Source organism: Streptomyces sp. MAR4 CNX-425 (genome assembly GCF_048656465.1).
GTDB lineage: Bacteria > Actinomycetota > Actinomycetes > Streptomycetales > Streptomycetaceae > Streptomyces.
In genome coordinates this window covers 766,043-787,817 of sequence record NZ_JBMDLF010000002.1, presented here as the reverse complement: position 1 = coordinate 787,817, position 21,775 = coordinate 766,043, and the positions used below count along the sequence as shown (strand labels likewise).

The window sequence follows — 21,775 nt, the reverse complement described above, 5'->3', positions numbered from 1 at the left end:
CCCGCGTGGACGGCGAGGAGTTCCGGCTGCCCCGGTCGCGGCGGGCGAACGAGCGGCTGCACGCGCTGGTCCCGGGGGGCGCGCACACGTACGCCAAGGGCGACGACCAGTACCCCGAGGGGCTCGCCCCGGTCATCAGCCACGGCCGCGGCGCCCACGTGTGGGACGTGGACGGCAACCGCTACGTCGAGTACGGCTCCGGCCTGCGGTCGGTCAGCCTCGGCCACGTCCACCCGCGCGTGACCGAGGCGGTGCGGCGCGAACTGGGCCGCGGCGGCAACTTCGTCCGGCCGTCCGTCGTGGAGGTCGAGGCCGCGGAACGGTTTCTGGCCACCGTCCGGACCGCCGAGATGGTGAAGTTCGCGAAGAACGGCTCCGATGCCACCACCGCCGCCGTACGGCTCGCCCGCGCCGCGACCGGGCGCCCGCTGGTGGCCGTCTGCGCCGGCCAGCCGTTCTTCTCCACCGACGACTGGTTCATCGGCACCACGCCGATGTCCGCCGGGGTGCCGGCGGCGACCGCCGGGCTCACGGTGGCGTTCCCGTACGGGGACCTGGCGGCCACCGGGGACCTGCTCGACCGGCACCCGGGCGAGGTCGCCTGCCTCGTCCTGGAACCGGCCACCCACACCGAACCGGCGCCCGGCTACCTCGCCGGCCTGCGCGAACTGGCCGACCGGCACGGCTGCGTACTCGTCTTCGACGAGATGATCACCGGCTTCCGCTGGTCCGAGGCGGGCGCGCAGGGCCTGTACGGGGTCGTCCCCGACCTGTCCACGTTCGGCAAGGCGCTGGGCAACGGGTTCGCCGTCTCGGCGCTCGCCGGGCGCCGCGAGCTGATGGAGCGCGGCGGGCCGCGGCACTCCGGCGACCGGGTGTTCCTGCTGTCCACCACGCACGGCGCGGAGACGCACGCGCTGGCCGCGGCGATGGCGGTGCTCGACACCTACGCCGTGGACGGCGTCACCGCGCGGCTGCACGCGCTCGGCGAGCGGCTGGCCGCCGGGGTCCGCGAGGCCGCGGCCGCCATGGGCGTCGGCGACCACCTCGTCGTCCGGGGCCGGGCCAGCAACCTGGTCTTCGCCACCCTCGACGAGAACCTGCGGCCCTCGCAGCGGTACCGCACCCTGTTCCTGCGCCGGCTCCTCGAAAACGGGGTGCTGGCCCCGTCGTTCGTGGTGAGCAGCGCGCTCGACGACGCCGACATCGACCGCACCGTCGAGGCGGTGGGCCGGGCGTGCGCGGTGTACCGGAAGGCGCTGGACGCCGCCGACCCCACGCCCTGGCTGGGCGGCCGCCCGGTGCGGCCGGTGTTCCGCCGCCGGGCCTGACGACCCGTCAGCGGCGCGCGACGGCGCTCAGCGGCCCTCCGGCCGGCGGCCGCCGGCCGCGCGGCCGGGCAGCCGGCCGGCGAACCGGTCGCCCAGCCCGTCGACCAGCCGGGCCGTCGGCGGCACCACCGCCAGCGCCGTGCACCAGCCGCCGACCGCGTCGGTCGGGTAGTGCGCGCCCAGGGCGACCTGCGCCCAGCCCATGACGCCGCCGGCGGCCAGCGCCGCGGCGAGCACCAGGGACGTGGCGGCCGCCCGGCCGAGGCCGGTCCGGCCGGTCGCCAGCAGCGCCACCGCCACGGCGAGCGCGGTGACGAAGGCGGTGTGGCCGCTCGGGTAGGCGAGGTTCCCGCCGTGGATGGTGCGCCCCACCAGGGGTTTGAGCGCCGTCGTCGCCGCCACGCTCAACCCGCAGCCGGCGACGGCCAGCACGGCCGCACGCGTACCCCCGGCCGCCAGGCAGCCCGTCACCGCGACCCCGGCCAGCAGCGCCGCCCCGGCGGGCTCACCCCAGAAGTCCGCGGCCAGCGCCACGTCCCGCCACGGCGACCCGGCACCCGCCTCCACCGGCCCGATCCACCGGTCCACCGCGCCCGGCCCGTCGTCGCCGGCGACCAGGATCCCGAGCACCGCGACCACCACCGCGGCGAGGGCCGCGACCGGCCCCAGCCGGGCGCGCGGCGACGGCCGCGGCACCCGGGGCGTCCGTAAGCCGTGCGGCACGGCTGCCTCCCGTCCGGGCCGCCACCGGTGGGACGCGGGCCCTTCCGCGACCCTACCCGCGGGCCGGTCCGGGCTGTCAGTGGCGCCTCCTAGTATTCGGAGGTGCCGGGCGCGCCGGAGGGCGGCGGGCCCACCTCGGGGAGGGGTCAGCCATGCCTGCCGGGTCCACGCTGTCTACGACGTACCTGGAGCTGTCGCAAGAGGGCGGCGGCGCGCACAAGTTCTACGAAGTGAGCGTCGACGGCCCGGTGGTGACGGTGCGTTACGGGCGTATCGGTGCCGCCGGGCAGACGCAGACGACGACGTTCCCCACCGCCGAGAAGGCGAAGTCGGCCGCCGCGAAGAAGGTCGGGGAGAAGGTCCGCAAGGGGTACGCGCCGGCGGTGCCCGGGCAGCGGGCGCCCCGTGCCGTGACCCGGCGGCCGGTGGCCTCCGCCCCGTCCACCGCGCGCCGGGTCGCCCCCGTGCTGTGGCGGTTCCGCACCGGCTCCGCGGCGTTCGGCATCCACGTCGACGACGAGCGCTGCTGGGTGGGCAACCAGACGGGCGACGTCTACACCCTGGACCACGACGGCGGCGTCCTCGCCCGCTTCGGCCTCCCGGACGGCGTGAAGTGCCTCGTTGCCGACGACTTCTGGATCTACGCGGGCTGCGACGACGGCCGGGTCTACGACCTGTCCTCGAAGCTGCCGTTCGCCGCGTACGACATCGCGGCGGACGTCGACATCTTCTGGCTCGACATCCACGAGGGCGTGCTGAGCGTCTCGGACCGCGGCGGTCAGCTCACGGTCATCGACCACGAGGACGAGTACCAGTGGGCCCGCCGCAGCCGCGGCGAGCACGCCTGGCTGGTCCGCGCGGACGACCGGGCCGTCTACCACGGCCACCACCGGGGCGTCACCGCGTACGCGCCCGACGGCAGCGGCGAGCTGTGGCACACGCCGACCCGCGGCGGCGTCCTGTTCGGCTGGCAGGAGGACGACGCCGTGTACGCGGGCACGGCGCACCGGGTGACGCAGCGGCTGTCGAAGGCGACCGGCGCGATCGAGGCCACGTACACCTGCGACAGCGCGGTGTACTCGTGCGCCACCTCGCCCGGCGGCCGGTTCGTCTTCGCCGGTGACGCGCAGTCCTCCGTCTACTGCTTCGACCGCGACGGCACCCGGCTCTGGAAGCTCGGCACGGGCGGCGGTTCGGCCCTGTCGATGCAGTACCGCGACGACCGGCTGTACCTGGTCACCACCGACGGCTCACTGGTGTGCGTGGACGCGAGCGAGGCGGCCGTCGCCGCGGCGGAGCAGGGCACGGTGCCGGTGGCGCGGGACGTCAAACTCGACGCGGCCCTCCCGGCCTACGCGCCGGCCACGGCCGCGGCGGCGGTGGAGAGCGTCGCCCACGTGCCGGCCGGGGCCGTCGTCGTGGAGTGCGTCCAGGACAGCGGCCGCCTCCGGGTGCACGTGGTGTCCGAGGGCTACGAGCCGTCGTGGAACGTCCAGTTCCCGCGCGCGATACGGGAGCCGGGGGCGCGGTACGTCGTGGACGCGCTGCACGCGTCCGCCACCGGGTTCTACCGGGTCCGCGGGGAGATCCGGCGCCTGCTGTGACCACCGGCACGGCGGGGGCGGGCACGGCGGCGGGCACGGACTTCCGTTCCGACCACGGGAGGCCGGGGTTCCATGGTCGCGAAAGTCCGTGCCTGTCTCACTCCGTCACCCCCTCATATCCGGGGCCTGCCACCGCTCCTAGTCCAGGAATCTGGAGCAGCCGCCCGTCACCCACTTGTGCGAGGAGATCCTGTTGTTCACCGGGATGCTGCCGGTGAAGTAATTGCCGCCCAGGTCCCGGTCGTAGGCGTCCGACCGCTTCAGACAGGTGTGGCCGCCACGGTAGCTGGAGAGCCGGAAGAATTTGACGGTCTTGTACCTGCCCTTGTTCAGCACCGACGTGGCCGCGTTGTCGTCGTTGCCCCTGAAGGGCCCCGAACTGTTGCCCCAGTTGGAGTCCCAGGACCCGGTCCTGCCGAGGTAACCGTCACACAAGGTGTACCGGTAGGCGTACACGTAGCCGCGGGTCGCGTCACGCCAGTTGTCGGTGCAGGTGTCCGGTATGCCCGACGGAGCCGGTTCGCTCGACTGCGCGCTGCCGGCCGGCACGATCGCACCCATGCCTGCCAGCACGACTGCCGCGGCTGTGGCGGTGAGTTTCCTCATGCTCATTGTTCCCTTCTCTGTGGAGGTGTGCTCCCCGCGGCCTGAGTGCCGCGGAGGTCTGTGCGCCCTGCGGTCTCAATTCGCCGTCGCGACGATGTCGTGCGCGCGCGCCAGTGCGGTCACGCTCATGTGTTTCCAGGTGGCGATGTCCTCGCGGTAGCGTCTGGTCGCCTTGGCGCGGTGTTCGTCTTCGACGGCGTGTGCCGTGTCGGCGAGCGCGCTGCGCCTGGCGCAGCGGGCCTCGGTGACGGCCAGCTCCACTTCGACCGCGTGTGCTCTGCCGGGGCCGAGTCCGCGGGTCAGGTCGGGGAGCCCGGCGCGGATCTGTTGCGGGTCGTCGTAGTCCTGCCCCGCCTTCCGCATGCACGCCGACCACTTCGCGACGGCGCGTAGCAGGCGCTTGTCCTTCATGAGTTCGTTCGCATACAGCGGCGTCAGGTTCGTGGCGATCCTGTCGACGCGGAACCAGGTGGGGTGGTCGCCGTACAGCTGCTCCTGCGCTTGCGCACTGCACGACTCACGCGGGGTCCTCATGGTCCCGCCGGCGGGCAGCTCCACGGTCAGGGTGCCCTTCTCGAAGTCGCCGTCAAGCATGACGTTGTAGCGGATCCGCTCCGCACGCGACAGCGTTTCGAAATAGGCCGAGTTGGGGTCGTTCCGCCGGGCCCTGTCGGCTCGGCGCTGAAGGCGGCCACCGTAGCCGTGCGTCTTGGCCCACTCGATATCGTCGATCACATAGCCGGGCCCCTCGCGCTCGGCCACACCGGGAATCTGCGTCACCCAGTACCGGAATCCCCCGCGTTCCATGCACTTCTTCACCAGCAGCTCTTCCGAGCGGTCGACGAGGTACTGCTCTGCCGCGGTCAGCTCCCGCCCCCGGACCTTCGGATTCTGCTCCGCGGCGGCCGTGCACCCGGCCACGAGAGCGAGGAGCATCCCCACCGCACATGTCACTGAAGCGCGTGCACTCATACGCATCCCCCACGACGCGGAACTCCTTTTCAGCTTCCGGGAGGGTGCAGAGGCGTACGGAGAAGCTTCGGGCTGCGCCGAAAAACCCTGAAGCAGTATTTTTATACTCATGCCATGATAAAAGTATCCGGCACGAAGTACCGTGCCCTATCAGCGACTTGGACATCATCGATCACAAAACAGCTTCGCCGGATCCCGTCACTTCCGCGCCGCCAGCATGGACACGAGTTCAACGAACAGTCCGGCAGCCCCTGCTGCCGGAGCCGGAAGAGAGACGGAGGCGGAGACAATGTGGCGGATTCACTTCACGGCCGAAGACGTGGCCCGTACGCGGCTGGCGGACGGCCCCCGCCCGCTCGTGGAACTGAACGCGGCCGTACGGATGCTCCAGGGCGCCACGCGGAACGTGCGCCTGGGCTCCTGGCGGCGCGACACGCTCAGCCGGCTCCCCCGGCAGACGCGCATGCTCTTCGACCTGATCCCCTTACAGGAGTGGGGACTCGATCTCCTCACTCCCGCGGCGGCAGGCTCTCCCGAAGAACTTCTCGAACAGGTCCGCACGAGCTCCCGGCGCCGCTTACGGCGCGAGTTATCCGCCCTCGCCGAGCAACGTGAGCACCGGCGGCGCCTCCCGCGGTGGGCCGAGCGCATGGAAACGGAGCCGCGCTTCTTCCAGCACGTGGTCGACCTGCTCGGCCACCTGCACACCGTGGCGCTGGCCCCGCACTGGCCTCGGCTCGTCAGCCTGGCCCTGGTCGATCGCGGCATCCGCACGCGGCAGTTCCTCGACGGCGGCATGGACAGCCTGATGTCCGGCCTGATCCCGTTGCGCGCCCGCTGGGAGCCGGCGACGCTGGAGATCTCCAAGCCCGGCGGAGTCGACGTGGACATCCACCTCGGCGGACGCGGGCTGCTCCTGATCCCCTCCCTGTTCGCGACCGACTTCCCCATCATCGACCCCGATGCCAGACCGCAGCCCTGGATCACCTATCCCGTCCACCACGACCACCCCGTCGATCTGCTGATACCACCCGCACCCCCGGGGGCCCTCAGCCCTCTGTCCACCCTGCTGGGCCGCACCCGCGCCGCGGTGCTGTACGCGATAGGGGAGCACCCCGCCAGCACCACCGGCGAACTGGCCGCCCACCTCGGCATCGCCCCCGCCAGCGCCAGCGAGCACGCCACGACCCTGCGGACGGCCGGCCTGATCAGCACGGCACGCCACCGGACCAGCGCGATCCACACCCTGACCGTCACGGGCATGGACCTCCTGAACACACCCGCCGCCGGGTTGACGCGCCGCGGTACGTGACGATCCCGCGCCGGGTCGGCGCCGTCCGTTGAAAAGATGGGATGCCGGGTACCCGGCGGCGGTGCTGTTCGCTTCACTCTCCGGCCCGGCCGTGCCGCCCCGCCGCGACGGCGGGTGTCGGGCATGATGCTCGCCATGTCGGCATGGGAGCCGGTGCCGGTGCTGCTCGGCATCGTGACCGGCGGCCTCGCGGCGCTGTACGGGCTGGGCGCGTGGCTGCGGGCCGCGCGGGACCCCCTGGAGACGGGGCCGTTCAGCGGCGGGCTGCCGCCCGGGGAGCACGCGTTCTCGCGGTTCCACGTCCGCTGGTACCCCGTGACGATGATCTTCCTGGCGTTCGACATGGAGATGCTGTTCATGTACCCGTGGGTGCGTGTGGTCGGCGAGATGGGCACGCCGGCCGTGGTCGAGATGTTCCTCTTCCTGGGCATCCTCTTCGCGGCCGTGGCCTACGCCTGGCGCGAGGGCGCGCTGCGGTGGGCCTGAGGAACGCGCTCCTGCGGATCGGTACGAGCCGGCCCGCGGTGCTCCTGGCCGGCTGCCCGGGCGCCACGGAGGCGCGGTTGGCGGTGGAGGCGGAGCTGCGGCGGCGCGGCTGGCCGGTGGCCGCGAGCCCGGCGGAGGCGAGCGCGCTGGTGGTCGCCGGGGCGGGCGGGGACTGGGCGGAGGCCGTGTGGCGGCAGATCCCGTACCCCAAGGCGCGGTCGACGGTGTCCGGGGCGGACGGCGTCGGGGCGGCGCTGGACGCGCTGCGCAGCCCGGCGGCGCCCGCCGCGCACGGCCCCCGCGGGGGCGACGGGGACCACGGCGGTCACGAAGAGCCCGGCGGCGGAGAGCACGCGGGTCACGACGGCCACGACGGCCCTGGCGGGCAGGCGGGTCATGAAGAGCACGCCGGTCACGAAGGGCACGCGGGTCATGAGGGTCACGGCGGCTCTGGCGGGCACGTGGGTCATGAAGGGCATGCGGGTCATGAGGGCCACGGTGGCCCTTACGGGCGCGCGGGTCATGAAGGGCACGCCGGTCATGAGGGCCACGACGGCCCTTACGGGCGCGCGGGTCATGAAGGGCACGCCGGTCATGACGGCCACGGCGGCCCTGGCGGGCACGCGGGTGATGAAGGGCACGCCGGTCACGAGGAGTACGGCGGCCACGGCGGCTCTGGCGGGCACGCCGGTCACGGGGGCCACCACGGCCACGGCGGCGTCGTCGCCGGGCTTCCCATGGCCGGGCGCGCCGACGACCGTGACGGGCTCCGCCTCGACCGGCTGCACCTGCCCCTCGGCCCCGGGCTCGCCGACTGGCCCGCGGGCCTCGTGCTGGACGTCGCCCTCCAGGGGGACGTCGTGCAGCACGCCGCGGTACGCATCCTCGCGCCGCCCGCCCCCGGCGGGCTGCCCTACTGGGACGAGCCCTGGCTGCGCGCGGCCCGCGGCGAGCACGTCGCCCGCGGCGCCGCCCGGCGGCGGCGCTGCGCCGCGCACCTCGACAGCCTCGCGCGCCTCCTCGCGGTCTCCGGCTGGCCGGACCCGGCGGCCAGGGCGCGGCGGTTGCGCGACGCGGTCCGCGGCGGGGCGCCGGTCCGGGAGTGGGGCGCCGAGCTGCGCCGGCTCGTGCGCCGGGTCCGGGGTTCGCGCGTTCTGCGGTGGCAGACCGCGGGGCTGGGCCCGCTGCCCCCCGCCCGGGCGCGGCGGTTCGGCGTGACCGGTCCGGCGCTGGCCGCCGGCGGTGACGCGTACGACCGGCTGCTCACCTGGCTCGACGAGACCGCGCGCTGCGCCGCCGAGGCCGACGACGAGCGGCCCCTCGCCCCGTACGACCAGGACGGCCCGCGCGGTCGGCTCGACGGCCCCCACCCGCCCTCGCGGGCGCTGCTCGACGCCCTGCCGGAGCTGCTGTGCGGCGCGGAGTTCGCCTCCGCGCGGGTGATCGTGGCCAGCCTCGACCCCGATCCCGACGAGGCGGAGGCGCCCGGCCATGGCTGAGACCGCGCCGCTGTGGGCGGTGGTGCTGCTGCCGTTCGCCCTCGTCGCCGCGGCGGCCGTCGTCGCCGGGTTCGACGCCGTGCTGGCCGCCGCCGCGGAGCGCGGCCGCGCCGGCCGGCCGCTGCGCGCGGCGCCGGCGCCGCTGCGCGCGGGGCTGCGGCTGCTGGGCGGGCAGCCGCGACGTACCACCGCCGGCGACCCGTGGCTGGGCCGCCTCGGGATCGCGCTCGTCCCGGTCGGCGCCGTGCTGGCCGCCGCCGTGCTCCCGTGGGGGTTCCGGGCCGTCACCGACCCGGTCGTCGGCGTGGTGTGGTTCAACGCGATGGAGGCGCTGGCGTGGGCGGCGGTGTGGCTGGCCGGCTGGGGGCCGAACTCGGCGCTGTCGCTCATCGGCGGCTACCGCTTCCTCGCCCAGGGCCTCGCGTACGAGCTGCCGCACATGTTCGCGCTCACCACCGCGGCGCTGGGCGCGGAGTCGCTGCGGGTGGGCGAGGTGGTGGCGGCGCAGCGGGGGCTGTGGTTCGCGGTGTGGATGCCGGTGGCGTTCGCGGCCTTCCTGCTGAGCGCGCTGGCGATGGCCTTCTGGGGCCCGTTCGACCACCCGCTGGGCCGGGACGCGGCGGGCGGCGCGGCGGCCGAGTACGCGGGGGTGGACCGGCTGGCGCTGCTGGCCGGGCGGTGGCTGCTGCTGGTGGTCACCGCCGGGTTCAGCGTGCCGCTGTTCCTGGGCGGCGGGCACGGCCCGTGGCTGCCGCCGTGGACGTGGACGCTGCTGAAGACGGCCGGGGTGCTCGGCCTGCTGGTGGCCGGGCGGCGGCTGCTGCCGACGCTGCGCATGGAGCGCTACCTGGAGTGGGCGTGGCTGGTGCTCGTGCCGCTGACGCTGGTGCAGGCGATGGCGGTGGCCGTCGTCGTAGTCGCGCGATGAGGAAGGAGGGCCGGACGGTTGCCCGATGACGTGGTGTTCTGGGTGCTCGCCGGGCTCGCCGTGGCGAGCGGGGTCATGGTCTTCCGCTACGACTCGATGGCGCGGGCGACGTACGCGCTGCTGCTGTCGCTGCTCTGCGTCGGCGGCCTGGTCGTCCTGCTGGGCCTCGACTACCTGGGCGTGGTCGTCGTGCTGATGATGACCATCGAGATGGCCCTGATGGCCGTGTTCATGGTGATGTTCATGATGAATCCGGCCGGGCTGATGCCCATGTCCATGCTGCACAACAGGCGGGGCGCGGCGGTGATCTGCGCGGGCGTCTTCGTCCTCCTGACCGCCGGCGTCCTGCTGGCGCCCTGGCCGCGGCGGCGGGGCAAGCCGCCGCCGGACCCGACGAAGGCGCTGGGCGAGTCGCTGATGGGCCCGCACATGCTGACGATGATGACGCTGGGCCTGGCCCTGTTCACCACCATCGTGGCCGCCGTCGTGCTCTCCACCGGCCGCGGCCGGTACGACCGCTTCGGCGACGACCTGCGCGGCGGCCGCGCCCGGCGCGATCGCCGCGGCGCCGGTCCCGTACGTCCGGGGGCGGGCCGGTGACGCTGGAGGCGTTCCTGCTGGTGGCCACCGCGCTGTTCTGCGTCGGGCTGTTCGGCGTGCTCACCCAGCAGTCGGTCGTGATGCTGATGATGGGGCTGGAGCTGATGCTCGGCGGCGTCATCCTCGCCGCCGCCGCGGTCTGGCACTTCGTCGCGCCCGCGGCCGCCGACGGGCAGGTCCTCGTCGTGCTGGCCGTCACCGTGATGGCGGTGGAGATGGCCGTCGGCTTCGCCGTGGTCACCGCCCTCTTCCGGGCCCGCGAGGCCGACACGGCCGACGAGGCCGCGGAGTTGCGGGGGTGAGCGCGTCGCTGTGGGCGCTGGCGGCCGTGCCGCTCGCCGCCGGCGCGCTGCTCGCCGCGGGCGGGCGCCGGGCGGACCGGTACGCGCCCGGGGTCGCCGTCGCGGCCTCCGCCGCCGCGCTGGCCCTGGCCGTCCGCGTCGCCGTGGACCGGCCGTCGGCGCGGGCGCCGCTGCTGGCGGAGCTGCCGTTCGGGCTCGGCGCGGACGGCCTGTCCGGGCCCGCGGCGGTGACCGTCGCCGCCGTCACCCTGGCCGTGCTCGTCTTCAGCGTCGCGGACGTCGGCGCCGGCGAGCCGCGCGCCCGCTTCTTCGGCCTGATGCTGCTGTTCGGCGGCGCCATGCAGGTCACGGTCACCGCGACCACGCTGCCCGCGCTGCTCATGGGCTGGGAGGTGATGGGCGCGACGTCCTGGGCGCTGATCGGCTACCGGTGGCGCGATCCGGTACGGGTGGAGGCGGCGGGCGTCGCGTTTCTGACCACCCGGGCCGCCGACCTGGGGCTGTACGTCGCCGCGGGCGCGGCCCTCGCCGGCGGCGGGGCGGGGGTGCCGGGGCTCGACGGGCTGGCGGCCGTGCGGGGCCCGTGGCTGCACGTGCTCACCGCCGGCGTGGTCGTCGCGGCGCTGGGCAAGTCCGCCCAACTGCCCTTCAGCTTCTGGCTGTCCCGCGCGATGCAGGGCCCCAGCCCGGTCTCGGCGCTGCTGCACTCGGCGACGATGGTCGTCGCCGGGGCGTACCTGCTGCTGCGGCTGCGGCCGCTCCTCGCCGCGTCCGGCTGGGGCGACGACGCCGTGGCCTGGACCGGCGCGGCCACGGCGCTCGCCCTCGGCCTGGTCGCGGTGGCGCAGAGAGACCTCAAGCAGCTGCTCGCCGCCTCGACCTGCGCGCAGATCGGCTTCATGGTGCTCGCCGCCGGCGCCGGCGCGACCACCGGCGGGGCCCTGCAACTCGTCGCGCACGCGGCCGCGAAGAGCCTGGCGTTCCTGGTGGCGGGCTTCTGGCTGACGGCGTACGGGGCCCGGACCCTGCCCGCGCTCCGCGGCGCGGCCCGCCGCCCGCGGGCGGCGGGAGCGGCGTTCACCGTGGCCGCGCTGAGCCTCGCCGGGGTGCCGCCGCTGGCGCTGTGGGCGGCGAAGGACGTCCTGCTGGCCGGGGCGCTGGAGTACGGCCCGGCGCTGTACGCGGCGGGGTCGGCCGCGGCGGTGGTCTCGGCGGTCTACGGCGTGAAGGCCCTGTGGTACGTCTGGCACCCGCCCGGCGCGGCGGACGCCGCCCGGGTGCCGCCCGCCGAGGGCGCCCCGGTGCCCGCGGGGGAGGAGCCCCCGGCCCGGCCCGCGGAACCCGGCCACGCCCCGCCCGGCAAAGCCGCCCCCGCACGGGCGGACGCGCCGGGCGGTACGCCCCCGGGCGCGCCGCCCGCCCGGCCCCGAGCCCCGCGGGCCGCCGCCACCGCCACCGACACCGCCGCCAACGCCGGCCGCCCGGACCGCGGCCCCGGCGCGCCCGCCGTTCCGCTCCCCGCGGCGCTCGCCTTCGCCGCGCTCGCCCTCGCCGCCGCCGGCCTCGGCGTCCTCGCGCTGCCCGGCCCCCGCGCCGCCCTCGCCGGCCGCCTCGGCGCCCCCGGCGAAGCCGCCCCGCACGCGTGGGAGTTCGCGCTCTCCGCCGCCCTCGCCCTGGCCGCCTCCGCCGCCGTCTGGGCGTGGGGCGACCGCCGGGCGCCCGGGCCCGCCCGGCTCGCCTCCGCCGCCGCCGCCTGGCTCGGCCTGGAGGCCGCGGCCCGCGCCCTCCTCGTACGCCCCGTGGGGCGGCTCGCCGCCGCCCTGGCCGCCTTCGACGACCGGGTCCTGGACCGCGCCGCCGACGGCCTCGCCCGCGGCACCGTCCGGTTCGCCGGGGGTGTCGCCCGCGGCCCGGAGGCGGCGGTCGACGGCGCGGTCGAGCGCGTCGGGGCCGCGAGCCGCGCGCTCGGCCGGCTCGCCCGCCGCCCGCAGACCGGCCGGCTGCACACCTACCTCGCCCAGGCCGTCGCCGCCTTCACCGTCCTCGCCGCCGTCTTCGTCCTCGTGAGGTGACCGCCGCCGTGCTCACCGCCCTCGTCTTCCTTCCGGCCGCCGCCGCGGGCGTGCTGCTCTGCCTGCCGCGCAGCACCGGCCGCCGGGTCTTCCTCGCGGTGTGGACGGCCGTGTCCGCCGCCGTGCTCGCGCTGACCGCCGTGCTGTGGGCGGGCTACGACCACGGCGGCGGCATCCAGTACGCCACGTACGCCCGCTGGATCCCGAGCGCCGGCATCGGCTACCACATCGGCGTCGACGGCCTGTCGCTGCCGCTGCTGGCCCTGACCGCCGTGCTCTTCCTCGCCTGCGCGCTGTACGCGCTGCGCGAGACCCGCCGGGTCCGGGAGTTCGCCGCCCTGTTCCTGTTCCTGGAGACCACCTGCCTCGGCCTGTTCGCCGCGCTCGACCTCATCCTCTTCTTCGTCTTCTTCGACCTGTCGATCGTGGCGATGTACTTCGTCATCGCCGGCTGGGGCCACGCGGGCGCCGCGCGCGCCGCGCAGAAGTTCTTCCTCTACACCTTCACCGGCTCGCTCGCCCTCCTCCTCGGCTTCATCGGCCTCTACCTCGCCGCCGACCCGCACACCTTCGACATCGTCGCCCTGACCGCCCGGGACCCGCTGGCCGGGCGGTCCGCGTACGGCGCCCTCGTGCTGCTGGCGATCTGCCTCGGCCTGGCCGTGAAGACGCCCACGGTCCCGTTCCACACCTGGCTGCCGCCGGCGCACACCGAGGCCCCGGCGGCCGGCTCGGCGATCCTCGCCGGGGTGCTGCTGAAGATGGGCACTTACGGGTTCCTGCGCCTCGCCATGCCGCTGCTGCCGGAGGCGTGGCGCACGTACGCGCCCGTCCTCGTCGTCGTCGGCGTCGTCTCCGTGCTCTACGGGGCGCTGGTGGCGCTGGCCCAGACCGACTTCAAGCGCATGATCGCGTACACCTCGGTCAACCACATGGGCTACGTCCTGCTCGCCGCCGGCGCCGCCGCCGCGCTGGGCGCCGACACCGCCGACGCCCGCCGGCTCGCCGTCACCGGCGCCACGTACCAGATGGTCAGCCACGGCCTGCTGACCGGCGCGCTGTTCCTGCTCGCCGGGGCGCTCCACGAGCGCGGCGGCACCTACGCCATGGACGCCTACTCCGGCGTCGCCGCCCGCGCCCCGGTCCTCGCCGCGCTCACCGGCGTCGCCTTCTTCGCCTCCCTCGGGCTGCCGGGCTTCTCCGGCTTCATCGCCGAGTTCCAGATCCTCGCCGGCAGCCTCGGCCCGCGCCCGGTGGCGACCGCGCTCGCCGTACCCGGCATCCTGCTGACCGCCGCGCTGCTGGTGCGCGCGCTGCAACGGGTCTTCACCGGGCCGCTGCGGCTGCCCGGGACAGGCCCCGGCCCGCCCCGGCCGTTCCCCGACCTCCGGGCGCACGAGACGGCGTCGATCGTGCCGCTGCTGGTCCTCGCGGTCGTGCTCGGCGTCTTCCCCCGCTTCGTCCTCGACGTCATCGAGCCGTTCTCGCGCACCGTGCTGGAGCTCGCCGCCCGATGACCGCGATGACGAGCGAGATGCCGGGCGGCATGGACGAGAACCCGCTCGACCTGCTGCCCGAAGTGCTCCTGGCCGCGTCCGCCGTGCTCGGCCTGCTGCTCGGCGCGTGGCTGCCGCGGCGGCGGCAGTGGCTGGTCGGCGCGCTGGGGGCGGCCGCCTGTGCGGCGGGGATCGCGGCCGCCGTCGGCCAGGGCGCGGCCGTGGCGGACGGCGGGGCGACGACCGCGTTCGAGGGGGCCTTCGCCGTCGACGCCGTGACGTCGGCCGTGCGGGTCGTGGTCCTCGGCGGCACGCTGGTCGTGCTGGTCCTCGCCCGCGCCGGGTTCGGGGGTGACCGGCGCGAGAGCGAGTTCCACGTCCTCGTCCAGCTCGCCGCCCTCGGCGCCCTGATGCTCGCCGGCGCCCAGGACCTGCTGCTGCTCGCGGCCGCGTACCTGCTGGCGAGCGTGCCCGCGTACACCCTGGCGGGCTTCCGCCGGGACGGCCCGGGCACGGAGGCGGCGCTGAAGTACTTCGTCACCGGCGCGCTCCTCGGCGTCGTCATGCTCGCCGGGATCACCGTGCTGTACGCGGCCGGCGGCGCCACCGCGTACCCGGACCTCGGCGCGGAGCTGCCCGGCGCCGCGGCGGCCCTCGTCACCGCCGGCACCGTCGGGCTGCTGGCCGGGCTGCTCTTCAAGGCCGGCGGCGTGCCCGGCCACTTCTGGGTGCCCGACGCGGTCGAGGGCAGCAGCCCGGCCGCCGCCGCGCTGCTGACCACGCTGCCCAAGGCGGGCGCCCTGGCCGCGCTCTACCGCGTCGCCGCGGTGCCGCTCGCCGGCACCGCGGTGCCCTGGGCCGAACTGATCGCCGTGCTGGCCGCCGCCTCCATGACGCTCGGCAACCTCGCCGCGTTCTTCCAGAGCGACGTCCGGCGGCTGCTCGCCTACTCGACCGTCAGCCAGGTCGGCTACCTGCTCCTGCCGGTCGCGGTGGCCACCCGCGCCGACGACGCCCGGCCCGCGCTCCTCTACTACCTCGCCGCGTACGCGCTGACGAACCTCGGCGCCTTCGCCGTCGTCTGCGCCCTGCCGCACGCCCGCACCACCGACGACTACGGCGGCCTGCTGCGCGCCCGCCCCGCGCTCGCCGCCGCCCTCGTCGTCTGCCTGCTGGGGCTCCTGGGCACCCCGCCCACGGCCGTCTTCCTCGGCAAGCTGGAGGTCTTCACCGCGGCCGTCGACGGCGGCTACGCCTGGCTCGCCGTCCTCGCCGCGGCCAACACCGTCGCGTCCCTCTTCTACTACCTGCGCTGGATCCGCCCGGCCGTCTCCGCCGCCGCGGCGCCCCGCGCCCACCCGGTCGTACGGCCCGCGGCCCTGACGGCCTGCGCCGCCGCCACCGCCTCCGTCGCCCTCGGCGTCGCCGCCGGCCCGGTCCTCGCGCTGCTCGACGGCCCGCTCGCCCGCTGACCGGTGAAAACCCGCTTCCCGCGGCGCGCCGGGGGCCACCGCGGGAAATACCGGTAGCGGGTATGAGTACGCCCGTTCCTGTGTTTTCATGGGTGGTCCCCGGACGTTGAGGATCAGCATGACCGCCACCCTGCCCCGCGCGGCCGTACGCGCGCTCATGGTGACGCTGGCGGCCCTCATCTCCCTGTCGTGCGCACAGCTCGCGGCGGCAGCCGCCGCCGACCCGGGCGGCGGCACCCGCGGCGCCGCGAGTGCGCCGCGCGCGGCGGCGGACCCGCAGCTGCCGGACTCCGGCGAGGCGGACACCCCCGGGTGCCGCAAGTCGGGCAAGGCCGTCCAGCAGCCGGCGCCGGGCGTCCGCCCGGGCGCCGACCAGGCGGTTCTGCCGCCGGCGGGCCACGACTCCGCGGGTCGCGCGACACCGGCGGATGCCGCGGGGACGGCGGCCCAGGGCCGCACCCCGCCGGGCCCGGACATAGCGCAACTCTCCGTCCTGCGGCTGTAGCAGACGTCACCCACGGCCGGCTCGCGGCCACGGTCCCGTAGCGGGGACCCGGCCCCCGCGAGCCGTCGCCCACGCCTGCCCGCACGCGCCCGGCCGCCGGCCACCCGGCGGCAGCCGTACGCGCGTGAAAACGCCCCGCGTTCCACGAACCGACCTCAGGACACCCCATGCCCTTCCTCCGTGCCCACACACGCCTGGCGATGCGCGCGCTCGCCCGCTGGGGCGCCGCCCGCCGGGCCACCGCCGCCGCCCTGGCCACCGCCACCGCCCTGGCCGTCGGCCTCCCGACGGCGCTCATCCCCAACCCGGTCTTCGGCCGCGAGATCGCGCCGGAGTGGTGGAGCTACCCGCTGCTCGCCGCCACCGCGCTGCTCGCCGGCGTGGTGCTGGCCACGTACGTCCGCCGCCCGGCGGCCCCGCCCGCCCCGGAGCGCGTCTCCCGCTGGGGCGCGGCCGGCGGCCTGCTGTCGTTCCTCGCCGTCGGCTGCCCGGTCTGCAACAAGCTCGTCCTCGCCGCCCTGGGCACCTCCGGCGCGATGGCCTACTGGGCGCCGCTGCAACCCCTGGTCGGCGCGGCCTCCCTGGCGCTGCTGGCCGTGGCCGCGGTGCAGCGCCTGGCCGGCGAGGCGGCGTGCCCGGCCGACCGCGCGGCGTCCGCCGCCGCCGCCCCGTCCACGAACTGACCCCGGGGAGCACCCGCATGAACACCAGTGACAGCCGCAAGCGCAGCCGCAGGGCGACCACCGCGGTCGTCGCCCTCGTCCTCGTCGCCGCCCTCGGCCTGGGCGCACTCTCCCTCTTCGCCGGCTCGGACTCCGGCTCCGGCTCCCGCTCCGGCAACGGCACGGGGGCGGACGCCGGCGCCGGGTCCGGCGGCCGGGCAAAGCCCCCCTCCGCGCAGGAGAGGGCCCTGACCGCCTTGCAGCGCCGCGCCGCCGGCGACCCGGCGGCCCTGGGCGAGAAGGACGCGCCCGTGGTGCTGATCGAGTACGCCGACTTCCAGTGCCCGTTCTGCGGGAAGTTCGCCCGCAACACCAAGCCCGAGCTGATCGAGAAGTACGTGGCCGAGGGCGTGCTGCGGATCGAGTGGCGGCACTTCCCGGTCTTCGGGGACGAGTCGCGGGCCGCCGCCCGGGCGGGCTGGGCCGCCGGGGAGCAGGGCCGGTTCTGGGAGTTCCACGACGTCGCCTTCGGCACGGAGCGGCGGAAGAACAGCGGCGAGTTCGCCGACGACCGGCTGGTCGCCATGGCGGAGGAGGCCGGGGTGCAGGATCTGGAGCGCTTCCGGCGGGACATGAAGAGCCCGGCGGCCAAGGAGGCGGTGGCCCGCGACGCGGCGGAAGGCCACCACCTCGGTGTCACCAGCACCCCCGCCTTCCTGATCAACAGCACACCGGTGCTGGGCGCCCAGCCGGCCGAGGTCTTCGAGGACGCGATCGACCGGGCCCGCGCGGCGGCCGGGGACTCGGCCGGGGACGGTGCCGGGGAGAAGGAGTGACCGCGGACATCGGCTACCTCACCGCGTTCCTCGGCGGACTGCTCGCCCTGCTCAGCCCGTGCAGCGCGCTGCTGCTCCCGTCCTTCTTCGCGTACTCCGTCAGCGGCGCCGGCCGGCTGCTCGCCCGGACCGGCATCTTCTACGCCGGGCTGTGCACCACGCTGGTGCCGCTGGGGGTGGCCGGGTCGTTCGCCAGCAGGCTCTTCTACGGCCACCGGGAGCTGCTGATCGCGGTCGGCGGCTGGACGATCGTCGCGCTGGGCGTGGCGCAGATGTTCGGCTTCGGCTTCGGCTCGCGGCGGATGCAGCAGGCGGCGGGGCGGATCCGGCCGGAGTCGGCGCTCAGCGTGTACGCGCTGGGCGCGGTGTACGGCTTCGCGGGCTTCTGCGCCGGGCCGATCCTGGGGTCGGTGCTGACGGTGTCGGCGCTCGGCGGTGACTCCGTGTACGGGGGCGCGCTGCTCGCCTTCTACGCCCTGGGCATGGCGGCTCCGCTGTTCGTCCTCGCCCTCCTGTGGCACCGGTTCGACCTGGGCGGCCGGCGGTGGCTGCGCGGGCGGCCGGTGCGCGTGGGGCGGCTGGAGCTGCACTCCACGCAGCTGCTGTCCGGTGCCCTGTTCGTCGTCCTGGGCACGGTGTTCCTGGCCTTCGACGGCACCAGCGCGCTGCCGGGGGCGGTCTCGGTCGACGAGGAGTTCGCGCTGGAGCAGTGGACCAGGGACATCGGATCCACGGTGCCGGACGCGGTGCTGATGTCCGCCGTGGCGGTGGGCGTCCTCGGGGCCGTGGCCGTGGGCCGCCGCAGAAGCCGCGCCGGACGGAACTCCCCGGACGCGTGACCGCCGGGGCCGGGACCACCTGGCCGGCCCGGACTCGGGACCGGCCGCCGCGCCCGCCGCGGCGGCCGATCTGCCGGGCCCCGCCGCGTCGTCGGCGCGGCGGGACGTCCGCGGCGGCACCGGGGTCAGTTCGGGTACAGCTGCCGCCGCGGCACGATCTGCTGGTCCTGCCCGGGGCTCGACCACAGCAGCTTCATGTGCGCGTCACCGGTCTGCTCCACGTACTCGACCCGGATGGCGTGGCGGGTGCCCGCGGTCAGCTCCACCTGCCCCTTGTCGACGGACACGGTGTGCGGGGTCCAGTTGTCGATGACGAGCTCGCCGTCGATCCAGACGCGTACGTTGTCGTCCGAGACGGTGGTCAGGGTGTACGTCTCGGAGCGGCGCGGCTCGATGGCGCCGGTCCAGCGGACGCTGAAGCCGTCGGCCGGGATGGTCTCCGCCGGCGAACCGGTGAACTTCCAGGAGTGGTTGACGTCCGGGTCGGTGCGGGTGACCTTCGGCGTGCCGGACAGGTCGGGGTTGTCGAAGACCTCCTGCGTCAGGCCGGTGCCGCTGCCCGGCGCGGCGGTCGGCCCGGCGTCGACGGTCAGCTCGATGACCGTGGCGGCGCCGTTGGTGGCGGCGCCGGCGGGCGTGAGGTCGTAGCCGTCGCCCGCCTCGGTGACGGTCACCTCCTGGCCGGAGCCGAGCACCCGGGCGCCGGTGACGTCGAAGCCGGTGCGGGCCGTCAGGTGCAGCGAGCCGCCGGCCTGGGGCCAGGCGGTGACGGCCGCGTACAGCTTGTCGCCCTTGCGGCTGACCGTGCCCCACTCCGGCTTCTCGACCAGCCCGGCGTGGCCGGCGCCGTGGACGGCCTCGCCCTGGCCCGCGGTGCGCAGCCAGTCGCCCATCGCGCCGAGCCGCCTGACGGAGGGGGCGGGGATGCGGCCGCGGGCGTCGGGGCCGACGTTGAGCAGGTAGTTGCCGCCGCCGGAGGCCGTGGACAGCAGGTTGCGCACGAGGGTGTCGGCGGACTTCCAGTTCCGGTCGTAGCGGGCGTACCCCCAGTGGTCGTTGAGGGTCATGCACGACTCCCAGAGCTGACCGTCGACCGGCGTGCCCGGGATCTCCTGCTCCGGGGTGCCGAAGTCGCCGTCGGTCACCCGGCGCTTGCCGACCCGGTTGTTGACGACGAGGTCCGGGTCCAGGCCGCGCAGGTACGTCTCCAGCCGCTCGCCGTCCCGCGCGGTCCAGGGGTTGTGCGGGTTGTCCGTGGCCCACTCGCCGTCGAACCACAGCAGCGCCGGGTCGTACTTGTTCACCAGCTCCTTGAGCTGGGCGTACATGCGCTTCTCGTAGCGGGGGAAGGTGGCGGGGTCGGCGAAGTCCGGGTCGTGCCAGTCCCAGATCGAGTAGTAGAAGCCGAGCTTGATGCCCGCCTTCTTCGCGGCCTTCTTCAGCTCGGCCATGATGTCCCGGCGCTTGTCGAAGGCCGAGTGGTCCCGCAGGTTCCAGGAGTTGACCTTCGTCGGCCACATCGCGTAGCCGTCGTGGTGCTTGGACGTGATGACGATGTAGCGCATGCCGGCGTCCTTGGCGGCGGCGACCACGGCCTCGGCGTCGAAGTCGGCGGGGTTGAACGTCTCGGCCTGTCGCTCGTACTCCTCGGCCGGGATGCCGCACTGCCGCTGGATCCACTCGGCGTCGCGGCAGACGGTGCCGTCGGGGCGGGTGTACTCGCCCTCCAGGTGGGAGTAGGCGCCGAAGTGGATGAACATCCCGAAGCGGTCCTGGCGGAACCAGCTGGTGCGGTCGGACGTGAAGGGGTCGTCGACGGCGTGGTCGGTGCCGGGGCCGGTCGCCGCCGGCGCCGCGGCCGCCGCGCCGGCGGCGGACAGCGTGGCGGGCACCGCCGCCGGCAGGGCGGCGGCCGCGAGTGCGGTGGCGACGATCAGGGGCAGTGCGGTGACTCTCCGCCGCGTACGGGGTCGAGGGGTGTGCATCGCAGCTCCAATTCATCGGATGACCCGGAAAGTAAGGACGGATACATCGGATGTCAATGGCTCTCGTCGGGGTCAAATCCCGGCAGAAGCCGCGGGGTTCGCTGCGAATATCCGATGTATCGTCGACGGCGAGGTTTCCGATAGAGCGCACGGGGCGCCGGGGCCACCCAGGCAGTGGAGCGGATGAGTCACGGGAAGGACGTGGACTGTCATGGGCGCGAGCAGGGACTCCCCGCCGCACCCCCTACGGGCGGTGACGGGCGGGCGCGTGCGGCCGGCGGTGGCGTACCCGCCGGCCGCACGCGCGGCCGCCGTCCGGCTCCGGGGTCCGGTTGCCGGGGGCCGGGTCAGCCGATCTTGACGACCTGGCCGTCGGTGGCCTGGCCGCGGGGCCACATCTGGGAGTTGTTGGCCACGTAGACCGAGCCGTCCGGGCCCGCCAGGAAGCCGTGCGGGGCGAGCAGCTCGCCCTCCGCCAGCCGGGTGCGGGTGCCGTCCTTCGCGATCTGGACGACGTCGCCCTTCGGGTCGCCGGTCCACGGCAGGCCGGTGGTCGCGAACTCCGTCACGTAGAAGTCGCCGTTGACGCCGAAGCCGCAGCCGGTGATGGTGCTGAAGCCGGACTCCCAGACCTCCCAGTCGCCGACGGCCGGGTCGTAGCGGTAGACGTTCGCCGCCGTGGCCGAGTTGCCGTAGCCGGTGAGCTGGCCGATGTACAGCGCGCCGTCCGGGCCGGTGTCGATGCACGTGGGCACCGCGTCGGTGCCGGCCGGGGTGTACGGCATGAAGTCGAGCACCTCGACGTTGCCGCGGCGGTCGATGGAGCTGAGGGTGTTCGACGCGGAGTCGATCACGTAGAGGCCGCCGCCGGGCTTCGGGGTCATGTCGTAGACGTTGGCGTCGAAGCCCGGGCCCTCGAAGTACTCCGGGTGGTTCTCCCGCATCCACCCGTAGTTCGCCCGGCCGGGGTTGGACTTCACCACGGAGCGCCCGCGGGTGATGTCGAGCAGCGCGCCGTACTCCCTCGTGAGCTTGCGTTCCAGGTTGTCGGAAAGCCAGTCCGGTACGCCCTGGGGCGAGCCCGGCGACAGCACGTACAGCCTGCCGTCGAGGTACTTCACGCCGTTGGGGCCGACGGACTCGCCGGTGTTGAAGTGCGTCGGCAGCCCCGTGACGATGCGGTCCGGCTTGCCGGAGGTCACGTCGGCGACCGAGCCGCGCAGGCCGTGGCAGACCAGGGAGTCGAGGTCGGGGCCGTCGCACGCGCCGCCGGGGGTGCCGGCCTCGGCGACCAGCAGCCGGCCGCCGGGACCCCAGGTCAGGCTGCGCGGCTCGTGCAGCTCGTTGGCGACGACGGTGACGGGGGAGTCGGCGGTCAGGGTGCCGGCGCCGCCCGTGTCGCCGGCGGCCTCCGCGGCTGCCGGTCCCGGGGCCCCCACCCCGGCACCGGTCAGCGCCAGGACCGCCGCGGCCGCGCCCGCTAACCGGCTCTTGTTCAGACGTCTCATGTGGCTCTCCGTTCTCTCTTCGTCGAGATGACAGTCG

20 protein-coding genes are annotated in these 21,775 nt (G+C 75.1%); 15 read left to right on the top strand and 5 right to left on the bottom strand.

What is annotated here, in order from left to right; all coding sequences use genetic code 11:
* Positions 1-5: 5 nt before the first annotated feature.
* Positions 6-1,331: a glutamate-1-semialdehyde 2,1-aminomutase gene (locus ACHZ99_RS08660; protein ID WP_420303811.1), complete on the top strand. Its 1,326-nt coding sequence runs from the start codon at positions 6-8 to the stop codon at positions 1,329-1,331.
* Positions 1,332-1,358: 27 nt separating this feature from the next.
* On the opposite strand, the gene ACHZ99_RS08655 is transcribed toward ACHZ99_RS08660, so the two are convergent.
* Entirely contained in the window at positions 1,359-2,054 is a 696-nt protein-coding gene (locus ACHZ99_RS08655) for a phosphatase PAP2 family protein (RefSeq protein WP_420303810.1), read from the bottom strand.
* A gap of 152 nt (positions 2,055-2,206) precedes the next feature.
* On the opposite strand from ACHZ99_RS08655, the gene ACHZ99_RS08650 reads away from it, so the two are divergent.
* Positions 2,207-3,658, top strand: coding sequence for a WGR domain-containing protein (locus tag ACHZ99_RS08650; RefSeq protein ID WP_420303809.1), 1,452 nt, complete (start codon positions 2,207-2,209; stop codon positions 3,656-3,658).
* A 138-nt stretch (positions 3,659-3,796) separates the two neighbouring features.
* Here the strand turns inward: ACHZ99_RS08650 and ACHZ99_RS08645 are convergent, their stop codons facing one another.
* On the bottom strand, positions 3,797-4,270 hold the full coding sequence (locus tag ACHZ99_RS08645; RefSeq protein WP_420303808.1) for a hypothetical protein: 474 nt from the start codon (positions 4,268-4,270) through the stop codon (positions 3,797-3,799).
* Between the two features lie 69 nt (positions 4,271-4,339).
* Complete coding sequence (locus ACHZ99_RS08640) at positions 4,340-5,200, bottom strand: hypothetical protein (RefSeq protein ID WP_420304022.1); 861 nt, start codon at positions 5,198-5,200, stop codon at positions 4,340-4,342.
* A gap of 325 nt (positions 5,201-5,525) precedes the next feature.
* On the opposite strand from ACHZ99_RS08640, the gene ACHZ99_RS08635 reads away from it, so the two are divergent.
* The 13 genes from ACHZ99_RS08635 (at position 5,526) to ACHZ99_RS08575 (ending at position 18,245) form a co-directional block, all read left to right on the top strand.
* Complete coding sequence (locus ACHZ99_RS08635) at positions 5,526-6,548, top strand: ArsR/SmtB family transcription factor (RefSeq protein ID WP_420303807.1); 1,023 nt, start codon at positions 5,526-5,528, stop codon at positions 6,546-6,548.
* Positions 6,549-6,671: 123 nt separating this feature from the next.
* A complete protein-coding gene (locus tag ACHZ99_RS08630) occupies positions 6,672-7,034 on the top strand; it encodes an NADH-quinone oxidoreductase subunit A (RefSeq protein ID WP_420303806.1) in 363 nt (120 codons plus the stop codon).
* Positions 7,025-8,533 carry a hypothetical protein gene (locus ACHZ99_RS08625; protein WP_420303805.1) on the top strand — a complete coding sequence of 503 codons (1,509 nt, stop codon included), beginning with the start codon at positions 7,025-7,027 and terminating at the stop codon, positions 8,531-8,533. Before ACHZ99_RS08630 ends, ACHZ99_RS08625 begins: the two co-directional genes overlap by 10 nt.
* Positions 8,526-9,461 carry an NADH-quinone oxidoreductase subunit H gene (locus tag ACHZ99_RS08620; protein ID WP_420303804.1) on the top strand — a complete coding sequence of 312 codons (936 nt, stop codon included), beginning with the start codon at positions 8,526-8,528 and terminating at the stop codon, positions 9,459-9,461. The genes ACHZ99_RS08625 and ACHZ99_RS08620 overlap by 8 nt, the downstream gene beginning before the upstream one ends.
* Before the next feature lie 18 nt (positions 9,462-9,479).
* The gene (locus tag ACHZ99_RS08615; protein ID WP_420303803.1) at positions 9,480-10,061 is read left to right on the top strand and encodes an NADH-quinone oxidoreductase subunit J; all 582 of its coding nucleotides are present in this window, start codon (positions 9,480-9,482) and stop codon (positions 10,059-10,061) included.
* Complete coding sequence (gene nuoK, locus ACHZ99_RS08610) at positions 10,058-10,363, top strand: NADH-quinone oxidoreductase subunit NuoK (protein ID WP_420303802.1); 306 nt, start codon at positions 10,058-10,060, stop codon at positions 10,361-10,363. The genes ACHZ99_RS08615 and nuoK overlap by 4 nt, the downstream gene beginning before the upstream one ends.
* The gene (locus ACHZ99_RS08605) at positions 10,360-12,435 is read left to right on the top strand and encodes a proton-conducting transporter membrane subunit (RefSeq protein WP_420303801.1); all 2,076 of its coding nucleotides are present in this window, start codon (positions 10,360-10,362) and stop codon (positions 12,433-12,435) included. Before nuoK ends, ACHZ99_RS08605 begins: the two co-directional genes overlap by 4 nt.
* 8 nt (positions 12,436-12,443) lie before the next feature.
* Entirely contained in the window at positions 12,444-13,952 is a 1,509-nt protein-coding gene (locus ACHZ99_RS08600) for a complex I subunit 4 family protein (RefSeq protein WP_420304021.1), read from the top strand.
* A complete protein-coding gene (locus ACHZ99_RS08595; RefSeq protein ID WP_420303800.1) occupies positions 13,949-15,403 on the top strand; it encodes an NADH-quinone oxidoreductase subunit N in 1,455 nt (484 codons plus the stop codon). Before ACHZ99_RS08600 ends, ACHZ99_RS08595 begins: the two co-directional genes overlap by 4 nt.
* A 118-nt stretch (positions 15,404-15,521) precedes the next feature.
* The gene (locus ACHZ99_RS08590) at positions 15,522-15,908 is read left to right on the top strand and encodes a hypothetical protein (protein WP_420303799.1); all 387 of its coding nucleotides are present in this window, start codon (positions 15,522-15,524) and stop codon (positions 15,906-15,908) included.
* A 167-nt stretch (positions 15,909-16,075) separates the two neighbouring features.
* Complete coding sequence (locus ACHZ99_RS08585) at positions 16,076-16,591, top strand: hypothetical protein (RefSeq protein ID WP_420303798.1); 516 nt, start codon at positions 16,076-16,078, stop codon at positions 16,589-16,591.
* A gap of 17 nt (positions 16,592-16,608) precedes the next feature.
* Positions 16,609-17,406, top strand: coding sequence for a DsbA family protein (locus tag ACHZ99_RS08580; RefSeq protein WP_420303797.1), 798 nt, complete (start codon positions 16,609-16,611; stop codon positions 17,404-17,406).
* A complete protein-coding gene (locus ACHZ99_RS08575) occupies positions 17,403-18,245 on the top strand; it encodes a cytochrome c biogenesis CcdA family protein (RefSeq protein WP_420303796.1) in 843 nt (280 codons plus the stop codon). The genes ACHZ99_RS08580 and ACHZ99_RS08575 overlap by 4 nt, the downstream gene beginning before the upstream one ends.
* 125 nt (positions 18,246-18,370) lie before the next feature.
* On the opposite strand, the gene ACHZ99_RS08570 is transcribed toward ACHZ99_RS08575, so the two are convergent.
* Both ACHZ99_RS08570 and ACHZ99_RS08565 read right to left on the bottom strand, forming a co-directional pair.
* Positions 18,371-20,230, bottom strand: coding sequence for an alpha-L-fucosidase (locus tag ACHZ99_RS08570; protein WP_420303795.1), 1,860 nt, complete (start codon positions 20,228-20,230; stop codon positions 18,371-18,373).
* A gap of 347 nt (positions 20,231-20,577) precedes the next feature.
* The gene (locus ACHZ99_RS08565) at positions 20,578-21,738 is read right to left on the bottom strand and encodes a ScyD/ScyE family protein (RefSeq protein ID WP_420303794.1); all 1,161 of its coding nucleotides are present in this window, start codon (positions 21,736-21,738) and stop codon (positions 20,578-20,580) included.
* Between the last annotated feature and the right edge of the window lie 37 nt (positions 21,739-21,775).

Excerpts from the sequence above, each read along its gene's own strand:
- ACHZ99_RS08580 (WP_420303797.1), top strand. The coding sequence starts at position 16,609 with ATGAACACCAGTGACAGCCGCAAGCGCAGCCGCAGGGCGACCACCGCG.
- ACHZ99_RS08565 (WP_420303794.1), bottom strand. The coding sequence starts at position 21,738 with ATGAGACGTCTGAACAAGAGCCGGTTAGCGGGCGCGGCCGCGGCGGTC.
- ACHZ99_RS08645 (WP_420303808.1), bottom strand. The coding sequence starts at position 4,270 with ATGAGCATGAGGAAACTCACCGCCACAGCCGCGGCAGTCGTGCTGGCA.
- ACHZ99_RS08620 (WP_420303804.1), top strand. The coding sequence starts at position 8,526 with ATGGCTGAGACCGCGCCGCTGTGGGCGGTGGTGCTGCTGCCGTTCGCC.
- ACHZ99_RS08595 (WP_420303800.1), top strand. The coding sequence starts at position 13,949 with ATGACCGCGATGACGAGCGAGATGCCGGGCGGCATGGACGAGAACCCG.
- ACHZ99_RS08650 (WP_420303809.1), top strand. The coding sequence starts at position 2,207 with ATGCCTGCCGGGTCCACGCTGTCTACGACGTACCTGGAGCTGTCGCAA.
- ACHZ99_RS08635 (WP_420303807.1), top strand. The coding sequence starts at position 5,526 with ATGTGGCGGATTCACTTCACGGCCGAAGACGTGGCCCGTACGCGGCTG.
- ACHZ99_RS08630 (WP_420303806.1), top strand. The coding sequence starts at position 6,672 with ATGATGCTCGCCATGTCGGCATGGGAGCCGGTGCCGGTGCTGCTCGGC.
- ACHZ99_RS08640 (WP_420304022.1), bottom strand. The coding sequence starts at position 5,200 with ATGCTCCTCGCTCTCGTGGCCGGGTGCACGGCCGCCGCGGAGCAGAAT.
- ACHZ99_RS08585 (WP_420303798.1), top strand. The coding sequence starts at position 16,076 with ATGCCCTTCCTCCGTGCCCACACACGCCTGGCGATGCGCGCGCTCGCC.
- ACHZ99_RS08570 (WP_420303795.1), bottom strand. The coding sequence starts at position 20,230 with ATGCACACCCCTCGACCCCGTACGCGGCGGAGAGTCACCGCACTGCCC.
- ACHZ99_RS08590 (WP_420303799.1), top strand. The coding sequence starts at position 15,522 with ATGACCGCCACCCTGCCCCGCGCGGCCGTACGCGCGCTCATGGTGACG.